Raw genomic sequence first — 15,722 nt, forward strand, 5'->3', positions numbered from 1 at the left:
TTTCTTGCATAAGAATTCTTAAGATTCTAGCCTCTTCAAGCAGTAACTTTTCCTTTTGCTTCTTAATTATTTCAAGCTTCTTTTGCAAAAGCCTATCATCCTCCATGGGGAATCACCGGAGTGTATACGTCTTTCTTCTTTAAAAACTTTCCGCTTAATGCCTAAGTTAGTATCGACAATAAACGTAAAAAACCATATCTTTAAAAACCTTGGGTTAATAAATTAGATAGAGGTGAGAGGGAATGATAATTGCCATAAGTGGGACACCCGGAGTTGGAAAAACAACTGTGGCAAAACTTCTTGCCGAAAAGTTGGGTTACGATTACGTAGACCTCAAAGAGTTTGCCTTAAAACACGGTGTGGGCGAGACGAAGGGGGGAGAACTTGAGGTCAGCATTGATGAGCTTGCGTATTATGTTGAGAGAGAGCTCAAAGGCAAAGATGTGGTGCTTGATGGACACCTGAGCCATCTAATGCCAGTCGACCAGGTTATAATCCTCCGTGCCAATCCAAAACTAATAGGCGAACGTTTGAAGGAGAGAGGATACAGCAAGGGGAAGATAGCCGAAAACGTCGAGGCAGAGCTCGTGGACGTGTGTCTTTTAGAGGCTATAGAAGAGAACGAGAACATTATAGAGGTAGACACCACAGACAAATCCCCGGGGGAAATAGTGGAGGAGATTTTAACCCTTCTCAACAGGGGAATAAAAAGAAGAATCGGTATTGTTGACTGGACTAAAGCCTATGACGAAATAATTCCCTACCTAAAGCTTGGAGGTGACGACGAATGGGTATAGGGTTATGGATTAGAACGGGGATTTTAATGGCGTTTCTTACAGGTCTATTAATGGCCATAGGTTATGTTTTAGGCAGTGAGACCGGAATGCTCTTTGCCTTCATCTTCGCTTTAGTGATGAATTTCTTCAGCTACTGGTACAGTGACAAAATCGTTCTCACATGGTATGGGGCAAGAATCCTGGAGGAGGAAGAAGAGAAGGAGCTCTATGAGATAGTGAAAGGTCTTGCCCAAGAAGCGGGTATTCCAACACCAAAAGTAGCGATAGTGCCAACTGAAACACCAAACGCCTTTGCAACCGGCAGAAACCCAAAGCATGCTGTGGTGGCAGTCACTCAGGGGCTTCTAAGGATACTAAATAGGGATGAACTTGAAGGAGTAATAGCCCACGAGATAAGCCACATTAAAAACAGAGACATATTAATCCAGACGTTAGCTGCCGTTTTAGCGGGAGCAATAATTATGGTGGCAAGATGGGCTGGATGGATGCTATGGCTTGGAGGATTTGGAGGAAGGGATAGGGATAGAGGTGAGGGCAGTGCCCTGGGAGCCATACTTTTGATAGTACTTGCCCCGATAGCTGCAATGCTCATTCAAATGGCAATAAGCAGGGCGAGGGAGTACCTGGCAGACGAAACCGGAGCGAAGATAAGCGGAAAACCGTGGGCCTTAGCAAGAGCACTGGAGAAGATTGAATACGCAGTCTCAATGAGACCCCTCAAAGACGGAAACCCAGCAACGGCCCATATGTTCATAGTAAACCCATTCAGAGGAGTTAGCTTTGCAGAGCTGTTCTCAACACACCCGCCAACTCAGAAGAGAATCGAAAGGCTCAGGAAGATTGCGGAAGAGATGGGAATTGCCTTTTGATTTATTTCCAATTTCTTTGAAGTCATCGAAATTGATTTATGTTTTTAAAGTGTAGATTTTGTTGATGATCAACATGAAACGATGGGTGTTACTGGTTCTCACGACAATCTTGCTTTTCTCGACATATTACGCTAGCACACTTAAGAATGATTCTAGGGATAACTCTCAAACGTGGGACGAAAACGATCTCTACCTCTGGAGAACAAAAATTGAACACTTAGCCACAAATTCAAGCTATGGGATCGGTGTAGTATGGCTCGGAAAGGACAGCATTGCAAGGGATAACTACATCCACATTGCAATAAGTCCCTATGGGGATAAAGAAGCCCTTATAAAAGCCATTGAAGAGCAAGGCATTCCTCTTGAGGCCGTTAAAATAGAAGTCCGGGGAGAATACGACGAGGACTTCACAAAACCGGAACCTCTTTGTCCCGTGAACTATACCCACAACCGGGCGGAGGACGTTGAAGGGGATGTAAGAATATACACAAGCTTTGGAACAAGCGGGATGTACTATCTCAAACTGCTTTCATGTGAAGAGGAGGGAAACAGGTTAAAGCTCACTTTCAAGCTGTGGAAGTGCAATCCCGCATCCATTATGTGCACTTCAGACATCACGTTTCCATCGTTTGAAATCAAGTTTTTGAAAGACTATCAAAACGTGGAAGTTATAGTTCTGGCAGATAGTTGGGAGGGAAAAAGAACTGGCATCTATATATTTGATCTTTCCCGCAAGCCTCTTTGGGTTCTTTATGAAGGCTCCGAGAAAAGAGAGGAGATGTACATCTATAGAGACGGCTGGATTAGGGTTCTTTTTGCTCTTCCATCAAGAGAGGCACTTGAAGGCATTGGCAGTCCTTACATCCAGCTTTATCCTTGGGAGCTTTTTGAAAAGTATGGACACAACCAGACGAGGCTTAATCAGGAAGTCCTAGCAATTGCAGAAGGAAAAGGATATTCCTGGGAGGAGAAAAAACGGCTGATATTTGTTTACGTTCCAGACTTTAGTGAAGAAACTCTGCAAAAGGTGAAAGAAGATTTTGGGGAGTATGTTCAGGCAGTAGTGCTAAGGAGTGAATAGCTATTCAATTTTTCGATACTGTTGGGATAATAAGCAGTGGGATGTCAGGTTTAAGTTACTGGCAATACTTCAGAAAAAGAAGGGGAACATGAGGACTGAAACCATTATTTACTTTAAGGAAAGAACAAAGCGTTTTTGGAATAATTTCAGGAGTGAGGACTGGGGGAGGGTTCATAAGTTTGTTTTTCTGTTTGCCTTTTGGTATAATTTTGTCAGAATTCATTCTAGGTTTGGTAGGCCTCCAGGTGATGTTACTGAATGGCTTCAGGAGGTGATACCACAGCTATCCTAACAGTATTACTCTTTAAAGGGAAAATCTTAAATATACGAAGTGCAATTTATATAAATGATATATGGGGGGTGTATATTATGCAAGAAGTATGGAAAAAAATATTTAGCATGATGTTGGTTGTATTTTTAGTAAGTACCTTTGCTACGGCAACTCCTAACCCCCCTCAATTAACAGTTCAAGTCCATGAACAATCAAAAACATGTGGACAAATTCCCACGGGAAAAGCTGTAATTGTAGACGACTTAGTTGGAGTTGCAAAGGAAGTTGCTTTAAGGGATATTTTAAGAACAGCTGAGAAAAATTCAATATTAAAAGAAAAACTCAAAAATACTGATTTTTCAAAAGCACGTGTTAAAGCTTCTCTATTATATACTAATGATGGGCTAGTACAAAGAACAGCTATCCTAATACCTTTAGAAGACAACAAATTTATGATTTATGTAAAAGACATCAAGACTGTGGGAGCAAGAATTCAATTCGAGAGAACAACGTATCAAGGAGTATTCATACTGGCTACCACATTAAAGAAAAGCAAGGATGGGAATGTAGAACCAATGGATGGTTGGTCTCCGGTATGTACTGATATATCGTGTCACACTGACAGTGATTGTCCTGACTTGTCTTCCCAAGGGCTGTATTTTGGACAGTGTAGCTGTCGGCATTGTACGGATTATAACTGGGTATGCGTTGCTGCACTAGCTACAGGAGCAACAAGCTGTTCAATAGACTGTGCTACATGTATAATTGATCCAACTAAGTTAACATGTGCAGGATGTGTTCTTTGTTTAATTTCTATTGGTCTAGGGTCTGCGGTAGCATCTTGTTGTGAATCTGTAACATATACCTGCGAATACTACGAATGGTGGGACTAAAAATGAACAGAAAAATACTCGCTCTTCTCTATATTTTTACTGGAACAGCAGGGATAATGGCAACTCTGCTTCATTCCGGATTTTATCCACCAAACCCGATTAATCCAATCTTCTTTTCAGTGTTTCTCGTCTTTGGTCTGCATCTTTACGGTGTTAAGAAGGTAGTAATTTATGGAATGTTTTTGCTGTTGCTTTTACTGTCTCTCGGAATTGAATTTTACTACCTCCTGAATGCCCAGCTTAAAAATGCAGCTCTTTTCCTAATAACACCCCTATTTGGGGGTGTTAAGTTTGTCATGGTGTATTCCCAAAATTCGTGACTTCAAGACCTCAAACTTATTTTTCTTCCTTTCAAAGCGTCATTGTTTTGAGAGCTTAATATTGAGAGACAAAAGTTAAGCTTTGATTCAACTCTTATATAAGCTGTTCAAGTTTTTCAATAGGTGCAATACTTGGTCATAGTTTTTGTCACTGTCTTAGTTGTTGTTTCTCTTATAGTTTTGGTTGTAGTTTCGGTCACGGTTTCTTTACAACCAGAATAAAATTTCTGGCAACCCACCAGTTTCTAACAGTTGTAATCCAGACTGCCAAAACTTCCTTGCTCTCAACGTCAATAGCCGCCCAGAGGAATCTTCCTCCCGTTGATTTTTATTACTGTTTCATCAACTGCGATGAAGTTCCGCTGTTTTTTGACTGCGAGGAGTTTTGGCTTGTAAACTGTTTCCGCTATTTTTTGAACTGCCTCCCAGACTGTTACGTGACTAATTCTGAGGATCCTGGCGGTTTGCAGGTAACCGAGGCCTCGCAAGTATAATTCTACTCCCCTCATTTTCTTTTCTGGTGGAATTTTGTTTCGGCGAAAAGGTTTTAAGGTTGAAACTATCCAGTAAATAATGGTTTCAGCCCTCATTTCTCTCCCTTTTCTTTCTGAAGTAAGAACAGGAACTTAAACCTGAGACCCCCACTGCTTATTATCCTAACAGTATCCAATTTTTCGAGAGAAAGCCTTAAAAACTCTCTTCCCAGCTCAGAACGATGACCATGAAAAAGCTCAGTGACGTTTTCAAGGAACTTCTAAGGGAGAAGGGCATAGATAAAGTCGGGAGCCTCTCTAGAAGAGTTCCCAAAAGGTCTTCAGAAAAACCTCTCCAGGAAATTGCCCTAGCCCTTCTTGAAGAAAAGGGGGCAATTGTAAAGGTAAAAGAACCCACGACAATAGCGTGGGACTTGGAAGGAAAGCCAACTAAAGGGGCGCTTTTTGCTTACATCCCTCTGAACTCCTCTCACCTCGGAAAGTTTGAAATCGTGATTACCGGTAAAGACCTCAAGGAAAAGCTTTCCCAGCTTAGCTACCCTTATTTCATAATAGACCTCATGCACTGGGAAAAACACACGGAAAAGGAGAAGAAGAAGGTGGCCCTTCAGGCGTCCCAAAGCTACGGGGTTATTAGGGATTACCTCTGGGGTGAACGCTTGGCTCTTACGTGGGTCAACGAAGAGTTCAAAGGCATGGCAAACTTTCCTTTGGATAAGGTAACTGCTTACGAGGGGCCAACGTGGGAGTTCCTCAACGAAGAGGGAATAGAAAAGGTTGTACTTCTCGATCCATGGGCCGAGAAAGACCTGAGCGAGGAGGACTTCTCATCGGGTGCATTCATAATCGGCGGAATCGTCGATACCGGCGGAACGAAGAAGAAAACCACCCCAAAAATAGCGGAGGAGATAGAAAAGAGAGGCATAAAAGTTCTGAGGAGAAAAATCTCGCTAAGAGGAGACATAATCGGCGTTCCAGACAGGATAAACCTCATCCTTGAGATTCTGCTCAAGATGGTTTTGGAGGGCAAACCCATGGATGATGCAGTTTTAGAAGTGCAATCACCTCTCCACGCAAAGTGGAGGCTGAGGAAGGAGCTTCCAAAGCACAAGAAAAGGTTTTTAATAGACGGAAAGAAGTTTCTGGTTGTTGAAAAAGAGCTCTTTGATGAGTACTCAAAGTGGCTCAACATAAGGTGGGAAGATTTTGTCCAAGTTCTGAGGGAGCTCAACTTTGTAGCCCTTGAAAGGAAGAGAATCCAGCACCTCAACAAGATTTCAACGCCCAAGCTAATCAACGGCAAGCTCTACAGAGTTATTCTCCTGAAAAAGGCCATGATGCTGTGCTATAACTGCTGAGCTGTTTTTGTTTTTATCTCCAAAACCCGTATAACTTACTTCCCCATAAGTAACTTACGGTACCACAATTTCAAAAGGCACTAAAAGTAAAAAGTGTCAGAAGAAGAGGATGACAGCATCCCCAACTACCGCCGTCTCTACCTCCTCACCTTCGCTGAACACTGCCTTTCTAATGACAACGTCCTCCTTGTTAAGCTCAACCTTTTGCCCGTCCACTTCGAACTCGACCCTTCCTTGTTCCTTAAGTACTCTTGAGACTTCTTCTGCATTCTCTTTGAGGTAAGCAGCTATCTTTGGCACGAGCTTTCCATACTTTGGTCCAACCGTCTTGAAGTTTGGCTTGATTTCTGTAATCCTCTCCTCAAGCTCCGGCTCACCCCTGATTATTTCGAGCTTTTCAATGTTCATCGTACCAGCAATGTCCTTTTCAAGGGCTTTCAGCATCTCGTAGCTGTCTATAGCATAGATTGCCACGTGCTTGAGCTTGGCGTTCAAAGCTAAGCCGTGGGAGTTCTTGTACCTTCTCATTGCTCCAATTATTTCGCTTACCAGCTTTCCAAGCCTTTCTGCCTCTTCGTCTATTCTGTCCTCCCTATAAGCGGGCCAGCTGAGGAGATGCACGCTTTTGGCTCCAACTTTATCCCTGAACATTTCTTGATAAAGCTCCTCAGTTATGTGCGGAGCGAAAGGCGCAAGTAAGAGAGTTATGTTGTATAGGAGCTCATATAAAGCAGTTTTAGCCTTGAGCTTGCTCTCCTCGTTTTCTCCATAGAGGCGGTGCTTTATCATCTCGATATAATCATCTGCAACCTCGTGCCATACAAAGGTCATAAGCTCCCTTGTGAGAAGGTTGAAGCGGTACTTTTCAAGCTCCTCCGTTGCGAACTTTATCAGTCTGTGCAGTCTTGAGAGTATCCATCTGTCGAGAGGTTCGAGCTCAGAATCCTTGTATTTCTCATAGTCAAAGCCCTTGATGTGCCTCTCTGCAAAGCGGAAGATGTTCCACAGCTTCTGGAGGAAGCGGTAGTTGTAATCAACGATCTCCCACTTGAAGGGGTGGTCCTCCCCCGGAGGTGCCAGAGCTGTCCATAACCTTAAGGCATCTGCCCCGTACTTTGGAATCACTTCCTCCGGCGAGACAACGTTACCATAGCTCTTGCTCATCTTCCTTCCATCCGGCCCGGCCACCATACCGTTGATAAGGATGTCGTGCCAAGGTTTCTGCCCGGTGAGCATATAAGTTCTGAAGATGGTGTAGAACGCCCATGTCCTTATAATGTCAGTTCCCTGTGGTCTCAGTGAAGTCGGGAAGTTGTGCTTGAACCACCTTTCATTCTTTTGCCACTTGCTTATGACCAAGGGGGTTATGCTCGAATCTACCCAGCAGTCGAGAACATCTTTTACGCCCTCTATGTTCGTGCTTCCACACTTTGGACACTTCTCTACAGGGGGCTTGTCAAATCTCGGGTCGACCGGGAGGTCTTCTTCTCTTGCGGGAATTATCTCACCGCAATCTTTACAGACCCAGAAGGGGATTGGAGTTCCAAAAACTCTTTGCCTGCTTATTACCCAGTCCCAGTCCATGCTCTCTGCCCAGTCCTTGAGCCTTAGGAACATATCTTCGGGATACCACTTAATCTGCTCTGCCACTTTAACTATCTCATCCGTGAAGTCCTTCACCTTGATGAACCACTGCTTCTTTGGTAACAGCTCGATTGGTGCCATACATGAGCTTCTTTCCGTGTGCCTCAATACACGGTGATGTACTTTTTCTTTCTTATAGAGAAGACCCATTTCTTCAAGGTCTCTTGCTATTGCTTCCCTGGCTTCTTCAGCCGTTAATCCCTTGTATTTGCCAGCGTTCTCGTTCATTCTACCGTTTTCATCAATAGCTATAATCACGGGTAGATTATAGCGCTTCTGCCACACTACGTCCTGCTCATCACCGTAAGTACAGTTGTAAACTGCTCCAGTGCCGAAGTTTGGATCCACGTCTTCATCCGCTAATATGGGGACCTCTCTCTCAAATATCGGAAGCTTTACCTTCTTTCCAACCTTACCCTTATAGCGCTCATCCTCGGGATGCACAAATACTGCTACACAAGCGGGCATGAGTTCTGGTCTTGTGGTGGCTATTGGTATGTAATCGTCCTCTCCAGCGATAGGAAGCTTGATGTAGTAGAGATAGCCGTCCTCCTCCACGTAGCCTACCTCCGCCTTTGCCAAACTAGTTCTACACCTCGGGCACCAGTAAACAGGGTGCTTGTCCTGGTAAAGGAGACCCTTCTTGTAAAACTCGAGGAGGGATTTCTGCACCAAGGCTTTGTAGTCATCGTCCATCGTGTGGTACTCCAAATCCCAATCTGCGGAGTAGCCTATACGAATGAACTGGTTCCTCATGGCCTCAATGGCCTGCCAGGTCCACTCTATACACTTCTTGAGGAATTCTTCTGGCTGATCCTTGCTTATTCCAAACTCTTTTTCCACTTTAAGCTCCGTTGGAAGGCCATGGTTATCAAAGCCCTGTGGGAAAAGCACATTATAGCCCCCCATTCTCTTGTACCTTGCCACGATATCAATCCACGTATGGCTCAGAACGTGGCCCAAGTGCAGAGTACCGCTTGTGAACGGTGGAGGGGTATCTATGGAATAAGCCGGTCTCTTCTCATCGAGCTCGTATTTGTAGATTTTCTCCTCAAGCCAGAATTTCTGCCACTTTGGCTCTATCTCATTTGGATCGTAGGTCTTCGGAAGCATTTCTATCACCTCTTTTGAGGATGTTTAACCTATCAAAAGCGTGCCTTAAAAAGGTTAATCCTTCCGGCGGTGATGAGAGAAAGTCCACTAACCAGAAAAGGGAGAATCGTTTTTCAATAAATTCAGCAATCGGTATGGCGATTGACGATGTGCACCACCAGGAAATAAAATAAATTTGGAGTTTAAAAAGTTTACTTGGCTTCACAAGCCAGTATCTTCTGTCATTTGGGGCAAGTTCCCTCTATAGAACCAGTGCGGAAAATCTGCAACGAAAACTCCGCCGGGTCGGAGGGCTTCAGCAATGTTATTGAAAGGTCTCTTTATAGTCCCTCACCAAAGTACATAATGCTGGAGAAGAACATTATAATGGCATCAAATTCATTTTCGAATTTTATTCTCAGGTTACTTTAGAGGAAATCAACTCTTAGACCTTCTCCCGGCTTTTCGTCTGGCAACCCTAAAACTTTCCTGACCGGTGCCAAAGACTATCGGATGGATTTTGGGTTTTATGATACGGATTTTCTGCTGGAAATCCACACAACACTAAATGCTTAACGATCCAATAGGAACTGGGGAAAAGGATCAGTGCATTATTATCCTGTTAAATTGCCTGAAGTGGGGCATATTCCCTTCGCATGCTGGGATTCCCTGCTTGGGCTCGCCAGACTGCACTCGTTGCTCTCATTTACTTGAGAACGTTCCGGCCATATACTTGTTTTTGTACTCCTCTTTTTCTTTTGACTACCGACGTGAAGGCCGGTCGCGAGGTTTCTGTCGATGTAGAGCGGGATAAAGTTCAAAATTCCGGAATCCTTATCGGCGCCTGGAGCTCCTTTTCATTCTTTTCAAGATCCGTGGCAAGCATTCTTATCCTCTCAACCCCTTTGATCTCCTTGATGTATTCTGCCACGCTCTTGGGAACGAGCTCCTCCCACGGCTCGCCTTCAATCATTCTCCTCCTTATTTCTGTAGCAGAAAGTATATCCTTCCTAAACATCGGCTGGACTACTACTTTATAACCCCTCTCTCTGAAAAGCTGTGCGACAAGGGAATTGCCAGTAAAGACTATGTCAAACTTCGGCACCATCGCTTCCACATACGGAGCCCAAATGGAGTTGAAGTTTATATCCGGCAAAGCAACGAGGAAGTATTTTCCTCTCGGAATTCCTTTTTCATCTAAAGCCCTTATAAGCATCTCCATTCTTTCGCTTGTTGTAAATGGGTTTTTCAAAGTATGGCTAACCTGAGCACTCCCAATACCAATTATAACCTCATCAACCTGCGAAAAAACGTATTCGAGGGCTTTTAAATGTCCATTGTGTACGGGCTGGAATCTACCAACAAAGAGACCCCTCATTCTCTATCCCTCCCCATAGATTAGTTTTACCTCCACTTCATCCCCAACTTTCAGTCCCAAAAGCTCTGCAGCTGAACCTTGGTTAACCGCTATCTCAAGATAATCATGACTCCCTGGAAGAGAGAGCAATTCTCCGGGTTTTACCTTGCCATAGGTGTCCAAATAAGGAATTTTTCTTCCCAGAATCTCGACGTACTTCGGTCGTTCATAGTTCTCGAGGTTTAGAATGACGTTTCCAAAGTCATCGATATAGATAACCTTCAAAAGCCAGTAATCTTCTCGCTTTTTGGGCCTTAGATCAAGCTTGATTATACTTTCTATGTCAATTTCCTTCCCAAACCTTGAGGGCTCATACCCAAGACTGAGCAGGGCCCCCGCAGGGCCAAAAACATCCCTTCCGTGGAAAGTTGAGCTTATTTTTCTTCCGATAATCTTTTCCATTTTCTTGAGGTCTATTTCATATGCGGCTTTTGGTTGTATCCACTTAAGGGGAAGCGTTGCTAAGCCGTTGTCAGGGAGCACTAAAAATTGGGTGCCTTCTATTATGATTGCTCTCCTCTCGGTGCCAACTCCAGGATCAATAACTCCCACATGGATGGTATTTGGGGGGAAATATTTTACAACCTGCTCCATAACAAAAGAACCCTCAACAATACTGTGCCGTGTTATCGAGTGGGTAATGTCAACTATTTTTGCTTCCGGATTTATTGTCAAAATGGCACCTTTCATCTCTCCCACATAGGGTCCTTTGATGCCAAAATCCGTAGTTAGAGTTATCACTGGTACCACCTAAAAATTATTAAGGTTTATCTTTAAAAGAACTTTGGGGGAAAGCATGAGGTATTTAAAATTTATTCCAATCGCGCTCATCCTTCTGATTTTTTCTTCTGGATGCTTAGTTAAGGAACCGGCAAAAGTTGAGATTAATACAGACAAAAGCGCCGTTGAGGAGGGGGATATTTTTCATATAATAGTTAAGGTCAACAACACTGGAAAAGTCGCGATAACCGGGGTTAACCTGTATCTCAACAACCCGGACTTTAGGATACTTCAAGCTCCTTCTTTGCAAGCACCTCTCAAAGTAGGTAAAACGGCGGAGCTGATATGGATACTCCGGGCCCCCTCAACTCCCGGTAGATATATGCTCAAAGCATCCGTGGAGATAGTGGATGAACTTCAAAGAACATGGGGTGGGTTCTATAAAGAATTGATAATAAACGTCGTAGAAAAAGAAAGTGAAATACCTTTATTTGGGATGTTGAGTGTAGACGTTGCTTCTCCGGAGGAAGTGGAAGGAGGTAGTGAATTTAGAGTTGAGATAACACTGAAAAATACGGGCAACGCCCCCATAACAGTTAAGGAAATCTCACTGAATTTATTAGAGGGCATGGAAATCGTCAGAGAGCCAGCGGTTCCAGTGAATATTCTTCCTGGAGAAGAACATGGGCTGATTTATGTTATCAAAGCCCCCTACATGCCAGAAGAGGGATATATAACCCTCTCCGTAATCTATTCTGAAAATGGAGAGGAAAAGAGGGAGTTTAAAAACAGATTCATCAAGACTCTTTGGAGACCGTGGAACCATGATGACGACACTTTAAGACTCGCGTATAGTGAGGAGTACTACTGGATAGAGCTACCTTATCTCGTTGATGGATTTTGGAAAGAAAAATTCAATTCTACATCTAAGGTGGACCGAGAACTATTAAAAAACGAATCTCTTTCACTTGTGAAAAACGCCACCTCGGAGGTTGAAGCTGCGAAGGTGGTTTATGACATGATTAAAAGCAGGTACAACTTTGGTGACATCACAACGACCACAAACCCCTCTAATATACTCCCCCAGAATAAGATAAGCTACGAAGAGGGTACACTTCTTTTCACAGGGATTTTAAGATCTTTGAATATTCCAGTTAGGGTTGTAACACTCTATAACGGGGAAGACTGCACGGATAATGCAATTTCAGAGTTTTATTCAGCGGGGAAATGGTACGTTGTAGACTTCAAGAGAGAATTCTTTGGCTCGAGAGAAGAATACATAGCAACCCCCTATTTCCCCAAAATCTATCAGATGGTAACGGATGGGGTCTACAATCTTGTAGCTCAAGCACCGGAAGAAGAAAAAAAGCACGAACACGTGGATGTAAGCCCTGATTATCTGGCCAATATAGAAGACTCCTTAAAGAAGGTCGTCTCTGAAAGACTTAACCCCACGGTAAAGCCAAAATTATCGGTGGTGCTGATCAACATGAATCAAAACGAGCGTATATTCACCCTTTTCCTCTTTGCATCTGCTCCTGAAAGAGAGCTAAACCTTGTCTTTCAGAAGGCTGATCCAAAGAATCTTGCAAAAAACGTTGATGCACTATACAAGTTCTATAAAGATAAACCATGGCCAGAAAACTTTAGAAAATACTGGGATATCTTGATGGAGGTGTACAAATGATAGTGGTGCTTAGATTAGGACACAGGCCGGAAAGGGATAAAAGAATCACAACCCATGTAGCCCTAACTGCGAGGGCTTTTGGAGCGGATAAAATCATAATCGCAGCCGAAAAGGATGAACATGTGTATGAAAGCGTTACAGACGTTGTAAAACGCTGGGGAGGACCGTTTGAGATTGAATTCAACCCACACTGGAGGCAGGTTTTAAGAGAGTGGAGAGGAAAGATAGTTCATTTAACCATGTATGGAATACACATTGATGAAGCTATCCCAAAGATAAGGGAAGTGGCAAAGAAGGAAGACATCTTGATTGTTGTTGGTGCCGAGAAAGTTCCGGGAGAAGTTTATGAAATTGCCCACTACAACGTGGCCGTTGGAAATCAGCCACACAGCGAAGTTGCAGCGTTGGCAGTGTTTCTCGATAGACTTCTTGAGGGAAAAGGACTCAAAAAAGAATTCAAAAATGCAAAGGTTAAGATAATCCCGCAAGAAAAAGGGAAGAGGGTAATATCTCTGGAGGAGAGGAAATGCTGAATAAATACCGCTCAAACGTTAAGGGATACCTAGAAGCTATAACAAAGCCTTTAGCTAAGGCAGGCATTCCCCCAAATCAGCTTACATTTGTTGGACTGTTGATATCTCTTTTGGGGGCGTATTTCTTTGCCCAAGGCTCTCAGAGGATTGCCGCATTGGTACTGCTCTTTGGATCACTTGTAGATGCCCTTGACGGAACTTTGGCAAGGCTTACGGAAAAAACCTCGAGGTTTGGGGCATTTTTGGACTCAACCTTCGATAGGATAAGTGACGGGGCGGTACTGTTTGGAGTTGCATATGGGGGGCTGGTAAAATGGGAGATTGCGGTTATTGCACTTATGGGCTCTTATCTGGTTAGTTACGAGAGATGCAGGGCGGAACTTGCTGGAAGTGATACCCTCGCGATTGGAATAGCTGAGAGGGCAGAGAGGCTCCTCATAATAATTGTGACGGCCCTTTTCAACAGGGTCGATATTGGTGTTTATGCCGTTGCAGTTTTAGCATGGATAACTGCATTCCAAAGATTGTGGGAAGCGAAGAAAAGATTAAGTTGAGATGAAAAGCTAAAACGGGATGATGAAAATTTCGCTAGCGGAGGTATGAAGAACCCTGCCGTTACTGACCGTTTAGCTCTTCAATTATTACCACTATCTCTCTAAGGTCGCTTATAACAAATTCGCACTCTTTCCACAGCTCTTTTTTGTTTCCCATCTTATCAAGCAGAACACTAACCATGTCAACCTGCCTGGCACCAACACAGTCCTTAATCGGGTTGTCCCCAACGTATATTGCCTCTTCCCCTTTAACGTTTGCCTTTTCCAGAGCTAACTCAAATATCCGTGGATGGGGTTTGTAAAAACCTGCCTCCTCACTCGTTGTTATGCTGTCAAAGAGCTCTAAAATACCCAAGGCTTCGAGTTGGGCTTTGAGATATTCATTGTCAGAATCCGTGATGAGTCCTATGTGATACCCATTGGCCCTTAAGGTTTTGAGGGTTTCAATGGCCTCATCGTAGAGCTTTCCATACTTTTGATGCATTTTAAGGTGAATTTCCCAGAACTTGGGGGAAAGCTCAAAATTGTGTCTCTTAGCAAGCTCCTGCATAATTTCTTCCTCAAGCAACCTAATTGGTTTGTAGGGCTTTCCAGCAAATTCCCTAAATTTTTCGCTTGTAAGAGCCTCGTATTCTTTCCATACCTCCATTGGGTCAACGTTCTCTGCCTTAGCTTCCCTCAAAACCTCTTTTATTATATTCTGATGGGTAACATCCTCGTACTCCTTGCTGAGCAGAGTACCAACGAAATCAAAAAATACTGCCTTTATCATTTGCTTATCACCAATACCAAAATGGTCCCTCGTCTTAAAAATCCTTTATTGTGGGCGGATTAAATATCTAATAAGTGTGAAATATGATTGGAGAAAAGACAATATACTGAAGTTATTATTGCCTGACTTTGCCATTTAAACATAAAATTTTGGAAAATGTATTTATAGGGTAAGCTAAGATGGTCGCAAGGTCAAGCGGGAGCTCCATCACCTAATCGGAAGCGAGAAGTTTAAGGTGTATCCAGTCAAATACTCAGCGAGAAACAGGATCTCTCGGATTTAAGCAAAAGCCTTACCATTTCGGCTCCATGATGCCCATTTTCTTAAGCTCTTCATAGGCTTTCCTTAGGACTTCTCTAATTTTGTACCTCTTGTTGAGACCCCCAAGCTGGTAAGCTGCCTTTCTAAGACTGCCTGACTGCAAAAAAAGCTTTAACAGTGCAACCTCCTCAAAACTTAAATCTTTTAGGTGCTTCAATGCGAGCTCTGCTATCTCGATTGGGTTGTTGCCCTCATATGGAAAATCTGCCGATAATATGGGCTTATCCAGCAGCTTTGTAAATTCAAATTCAATTACAGTTACCTCCGTGTTAGAGTTTACGTTTTTGTAGTGTTCTTTAAGGGCTTCCAAAAGCTCTTCTTTGTTCCTAAATCCGTCCTTAACAGCGTCTTCATCAGTAAGCTCAGAAACTTTCTTCCTCTCAACTCTTTTTATCTTGGCCTTTCCAATAACATAGCCTCCTGCATGGATAAGAACTTCATCTCCCGGTTTTAGGTTAACTTTGCCCATCCTTATAGTGGCACTTTTTTTCCCGCTAAGGAGCAGATCCCTGTATTTTCCATCGAACTTCAGATTCCGCATTTTATTCCCTCCCCGGCTTTAGGAGGCGGAACTTTATGGCAATTACCCCATAGCGGTTCTCCTTCCATTTCGGGTACATGTTGTGGAATCTTTTCACAGCCTGTTCAAAGCTGGGCTTATCTGGAAAAATCTTTTCTATGGGCTCCTCCCTCAAAACCTGCTTAAAAGTCTCATATTTTTTGACTGAGATAACTTCGGCGGGAACTTCGTTGTTGAACAGTATTTTATCCTTGGGCTTGATCCCCTTCAGCTGTGGATAGGCCACTCTAACCTCTATTTTCTTTTCTCCGCTTTTTATCATCTCAAGATATTCATCCCTAACGTATAGTTTGTGCACTCTCATTGCTCCCTTAGTTAG

General features: G+C 43.3%; 15 protein-coding genes and 2 pseudogenes. 10 read left to right on the forward strand and 7 right to left on the reverse strand.

Going from position 1 to position 15,722, the window contains the following annotated elements:
- Positions 1–242 precede the first annotated feature (242 nt).
- From ADU37_RS04215 to ADU37_RS04240, 6 genes and pseudogenes are all read left to right on the forward strand, one after another.
- A complete protein-coding gene (locus ADU37_RS04215) occupies positions 243–797 on the forward strand; it encodes an adenylate kinase family protein (protein WP_058946437.1) in 555 nt (184 codons plus the stop codon).
- Positions 788–1,666 (forward strand): zinc metalloprotease HtpX, encoded by an 879-nt coding sequence (gene htpX / locus ADU37_RS04220; protein ID WP_058946438.1) that lies wholly within the window; start codon positions 788–790, stop codon positions 1,664–1,666. Before ADU37_RS04215 ends, htpX begins: the two co-directional genes overlap by 10 nt.
- 64 nt (positions 1,667–1,730) lie before the next feature.
- The gene (locus tag ADU37_RS04225; protein ID WP_238982002.1) at positions 1,731–2,747 is read left to right on the forward strand and encodes a hypothetical protein; all 1,017 of its coding nucleotides are present in this window, start codon (positions 1,731–1,733) and stop codon (positions 2,745–2,747) included.
- A 115-nt stretch (positions 2,748–2,862) separates the two neighbouring features.
- A pseudogene (locus tag ADU37_RS11265) lies at positions 2,863–3,039 on the forward strand (IS6 family transposase); the annotation flags it as partial.
- Positions 3,040–3,116: 77 nt separating this feature from the next.
- On the forward strand, positions 3,117–3,911 hold the full coding sequence (locus ADU37_RS04235; RefSeq protein WP_058946441.1) for a hypothetical protein: 795 nt from the start codon (positions 3,117–3,119) through the stop codon (positions 3,909–3,911).
- A complete protein-coding gene (locus ADU37_RS04240; protein ID WP_238982003.1) occupies positions 3,899–4,231 on the forward strand; it encodes a hypothetical protein in 333 nt (110 codons plus the stop codon). Before ADU37_RS04235 ends, ADU37_RS04240 begins: the two co-directional genes overlap by 13 nt.
- Positions 4,232–4,433: 202 nt before the next feature.
- On the opposite strand, the pseudogene ADU37_RS04245 reads toward ADU37_RS04240, so the two are convergent.
- Positions 4,434–4,821, reverse strand: a pseudogene (locus tag ADU37_RS04245) (DDE-type integrase/transposase/recombinase); the annotation flags it as partial.
- 131 nt (positions 4,822–4,952) lie between these two features.
- Here ADU37_RS04245 and trm10 point away from each other — a divergent pair.
- Positions 4,953–6,083: a tRNA (guanine(9)-/adenine(9)-N1)-methyltransferase gene (gene trm10 / locus ADU37_RS04250; protein WP_058946443.1), complete on the forward strand. Its 1,131-nt coding sequence runs from the start codon at positions 4,953–4,955 to the stop codon at positions 6,081–6,083.
- 96 nt (positions 6,084–6,179) lie between these two features.
- Here trm10 and ADU37_RS04255 read toward each other — a convergent pair whose 3' ends face one another.
- The 3 genes from ADU37_RS04255 to ADU37_RS04265 all read right to left on the reverse strand — a co-directional run bounded on the left by ADU37_RS04255 (position 6,180) and on the right by ADU37_RS04265 (position 10,977).
- Positions 6,180–8,840 (reverse strand): valine--tRNA ligase, encoded by a 2,661-nt coding sequence (locus ADU37_RS04255; RefSeq protein WP_058946444.1) that lies wholly within the window; start codon positions 8,838–8,840, stop codon positions 6,180–6,182.
- 796 nt (positions 8,841–9,636) lie between these two features.
- Positions 9,637–10,197: a nicotinamide-nucleotide adenylyltransferase gene (locus ADU37_RS04260; protein WP_058946445.1), complete on the reverse strand. Its 561-nt coding sequence runs from the start codon at positions 10,195–10,197 to the stop codon at positions 9,637–9,639.
- A gap of 3 nt (positions 10,198–10,200) precedes the next feature.
- On the reverse strand, positions 10,201–10,977 hold the full coding sequence (locus ADU37_RS04265) for an S-adenosyl-l-methionine hydroxide adenosyltransferase family protein (protein WP_058946446.1): 777 nt from the start codon (positions 10,975–10,977) through the stop codon (positions 10,201–10,203).
- 55 nt (positions 10,978–11,032) lie between these two features.
- On the opposite strand from ADU37_RS04265, the gene ADU37_RS04270 reads away from it, so the two are divergent.
- Genes ADU37_RS04270 through pgsA form a run of 3 tightly spaced genes read left to right on the forward strand, consistent with a single transcriptional unit; the run spans position 11,033 to position 13,730 of the window.
- Positions 11,033–12,643 (forward strand): transglutaminase-like domain-containing protein, encoded by a 1,611-nt coding sequence (locus tag ADU37_RS04270; protein ID WP_058946447.1) that lies wholly within the window; start codon positions 11,033–11,035, stop codon positions 12,641–12,643.
- A complete protein-coding gene (locus ADU37_RS04275; RefSeq protein ID WP_058946448.1) occupies positions 12,640–13,176 on the forward strand; it encodes a tRNA (cytidine(56)-2'-O)-methyltransferase in 537 nt (178 codons plus the stop codon). The genes ADU37_RS04270 and ADU37_RS04275 overlap by 4 nt, the downstream gene beginning before the upstream one ends.
- Positions 13,170–13,730: an archaetidylinositol phosphate synthase gene (gene pgsA / locus ADU37_RS04280; RefSeq protein WP_058946449.1), complete on the forward strand. Its 561-nt coding sequence runs from the start codon at positions 13,170–13,172 to the stop codon at positions 13,728–13,730. The genes ADU37_RS04275 and pgsA overlap by 7 nt, the downstream gene beginning before the upstream one ends.
- 61 nt (positions 13,731–13,791) lie before the next feature.
- Here the strand turns inward: pgsA and ADU37_RS04285 are convergent, their stop codons facing one another.
- The 3 genes from ADU37_RS04285 to ADU37_RS04295 all read right to left on the reverse strand — a co-directional run bounded on the left by ADU37_RS04285 (position 13,792) and on the right by ADU37_RS04295 (position 15,707).
- Positions 13,792–14,502, reverse strand: coding sequence for a TIGR02253 family HAD-type hydrolase (locus ADU37_RS04285; RefSeq protein WP_058946450.1), 711 nt, complete (start codon positions 14,500–14,502; stop codon positions 13,792–13,794).
- A 292-nt stretch (positions 14,503–14,794) separates the two neighbouring features.
- Positions 14,795–15,364 (reverse strand): ASCH domain-containing protein, encoded by a 570-nt coding sequence (locus tag ADU37_RS04290; RefSeq protein ID WP_058946451.1) that lies wholly within the window; start codon positions 15,362–15,364, stop codon positions 14,795–14,797.
- 1 nt (position 15,365) lies between these two features.
- A complete protein-coding gene (locus ADU37_RS04295) occupies positions 15,366–15,707 on the reverse strand; it encodes an ASCH domain-containing protein (RefSeq protein WP_058946452.1) in 342 nt (113 codons plus the stop codon).
- Between the last annotated feature and the right edge of the window lie 15 nt (positions 15,708–15,722).

It is taken from the genome of Thermococcus sp. 2319x1, assembly GCF_001484685.1.
In the GTDB taxonomy this organism is placed as follows: domain Archaea; phylum Methanobacteriota_B; class Thermococci; order Thermococcales; family Thermococcaceae; genus Thermococcus_A.

Coding starts and splice junctions, on each gene's coding strand:
- ADU37_RS04215 (WP_058946437.1), top strand. CDS start 243: ATGATAATTGCCATAAGTGGGACACCCGGAGTTGGAAAAACAACTGTG.
- htpX (WP_058946438.1), top strand. CDS start 788: ATGGGTATAGGGTTATGGATTAGAACGGGGATTTTAATGGCGTTTCTT.
- ADU37_RS04225 (WP_238982002.1), top strand. CDS start 1,731: ATGATCAACATGAAACGATGGGTGTTACTGGTTCTCACGACAATCTTG.
- ADU37_RS04235 (WP_058946441.1), top strand. CDS start 3,117: ATGCAAGAAGTATGGAAAAAAATATTTAGCATGATGTTGGTTGTATTT.
- ADU37_RS04240 (WP_238982003.1), top strand. CDS start 3,899: ATGGTGGGACTAAAAATGAACAGAAAAATACTCGCTCTTCTCTATATT.
- trm10 (WP_058946443.1), top strand. CDS start 4,953: ATGAAAAAGCTCAGTGACGTTTTCAAGGAACTTCTAAGGGAGAAGGGC.
- ADU37_RS04255 (WP_058946444.1), bottom strand. CDS start 8,840: ATGCTTCCGAAGACCTACGATCCAAATGAGATAGAGCCAAAGTGGCAG.
- ADU37_RS04260 (WP_058946445.1), bottom strand. CDS start 10,197: ATGAGGGGTCTCTTTGTTGGTAGATTCCAGCCCGTACACAATGGACAT.
- ADU37_RS04270 (WP_058946447.1), top strand. CDS start 11,033: ATGAGGTATTTAAAATTTATTCCAATCGCGCTCATCCTTCTGATTTTT.
- ADU37_RS04275 (WP_058946448.1), top strand. CDS start 12,640: ATGATAGTGGTGCTTAGATTAGGACACAGGCCGGAAAGGGATAAAAGA.
- pgsA (WP_058946449.1), top strand. CDS start 13,170: ATGCTGAATAAATACCGCTCAAACGTTAAGGGATACCTAGAAGCTATA.
- ADU37_RS04285 (WP_058946450.1), bottom strand. CDS start 14,502: ATGATAAAGGCAGTATTTTTTGATTTCGTTGGTACTCTGCTCAGCAAG.
- ADU37_RS04290 (WP_058946451.1), bottom strand. CDS start 15,364: ATGCGGAATCTGAAGTTCGATGGAAAATACAGGGATCTGCTCCTTAGC.
- ADU37_RS04295 (WP_058946452.1), bottom strand. CDS start 15,707: ATGAGAGTGCACAAACTATACGTTAGGGATGAATATCTTGAGATGATA.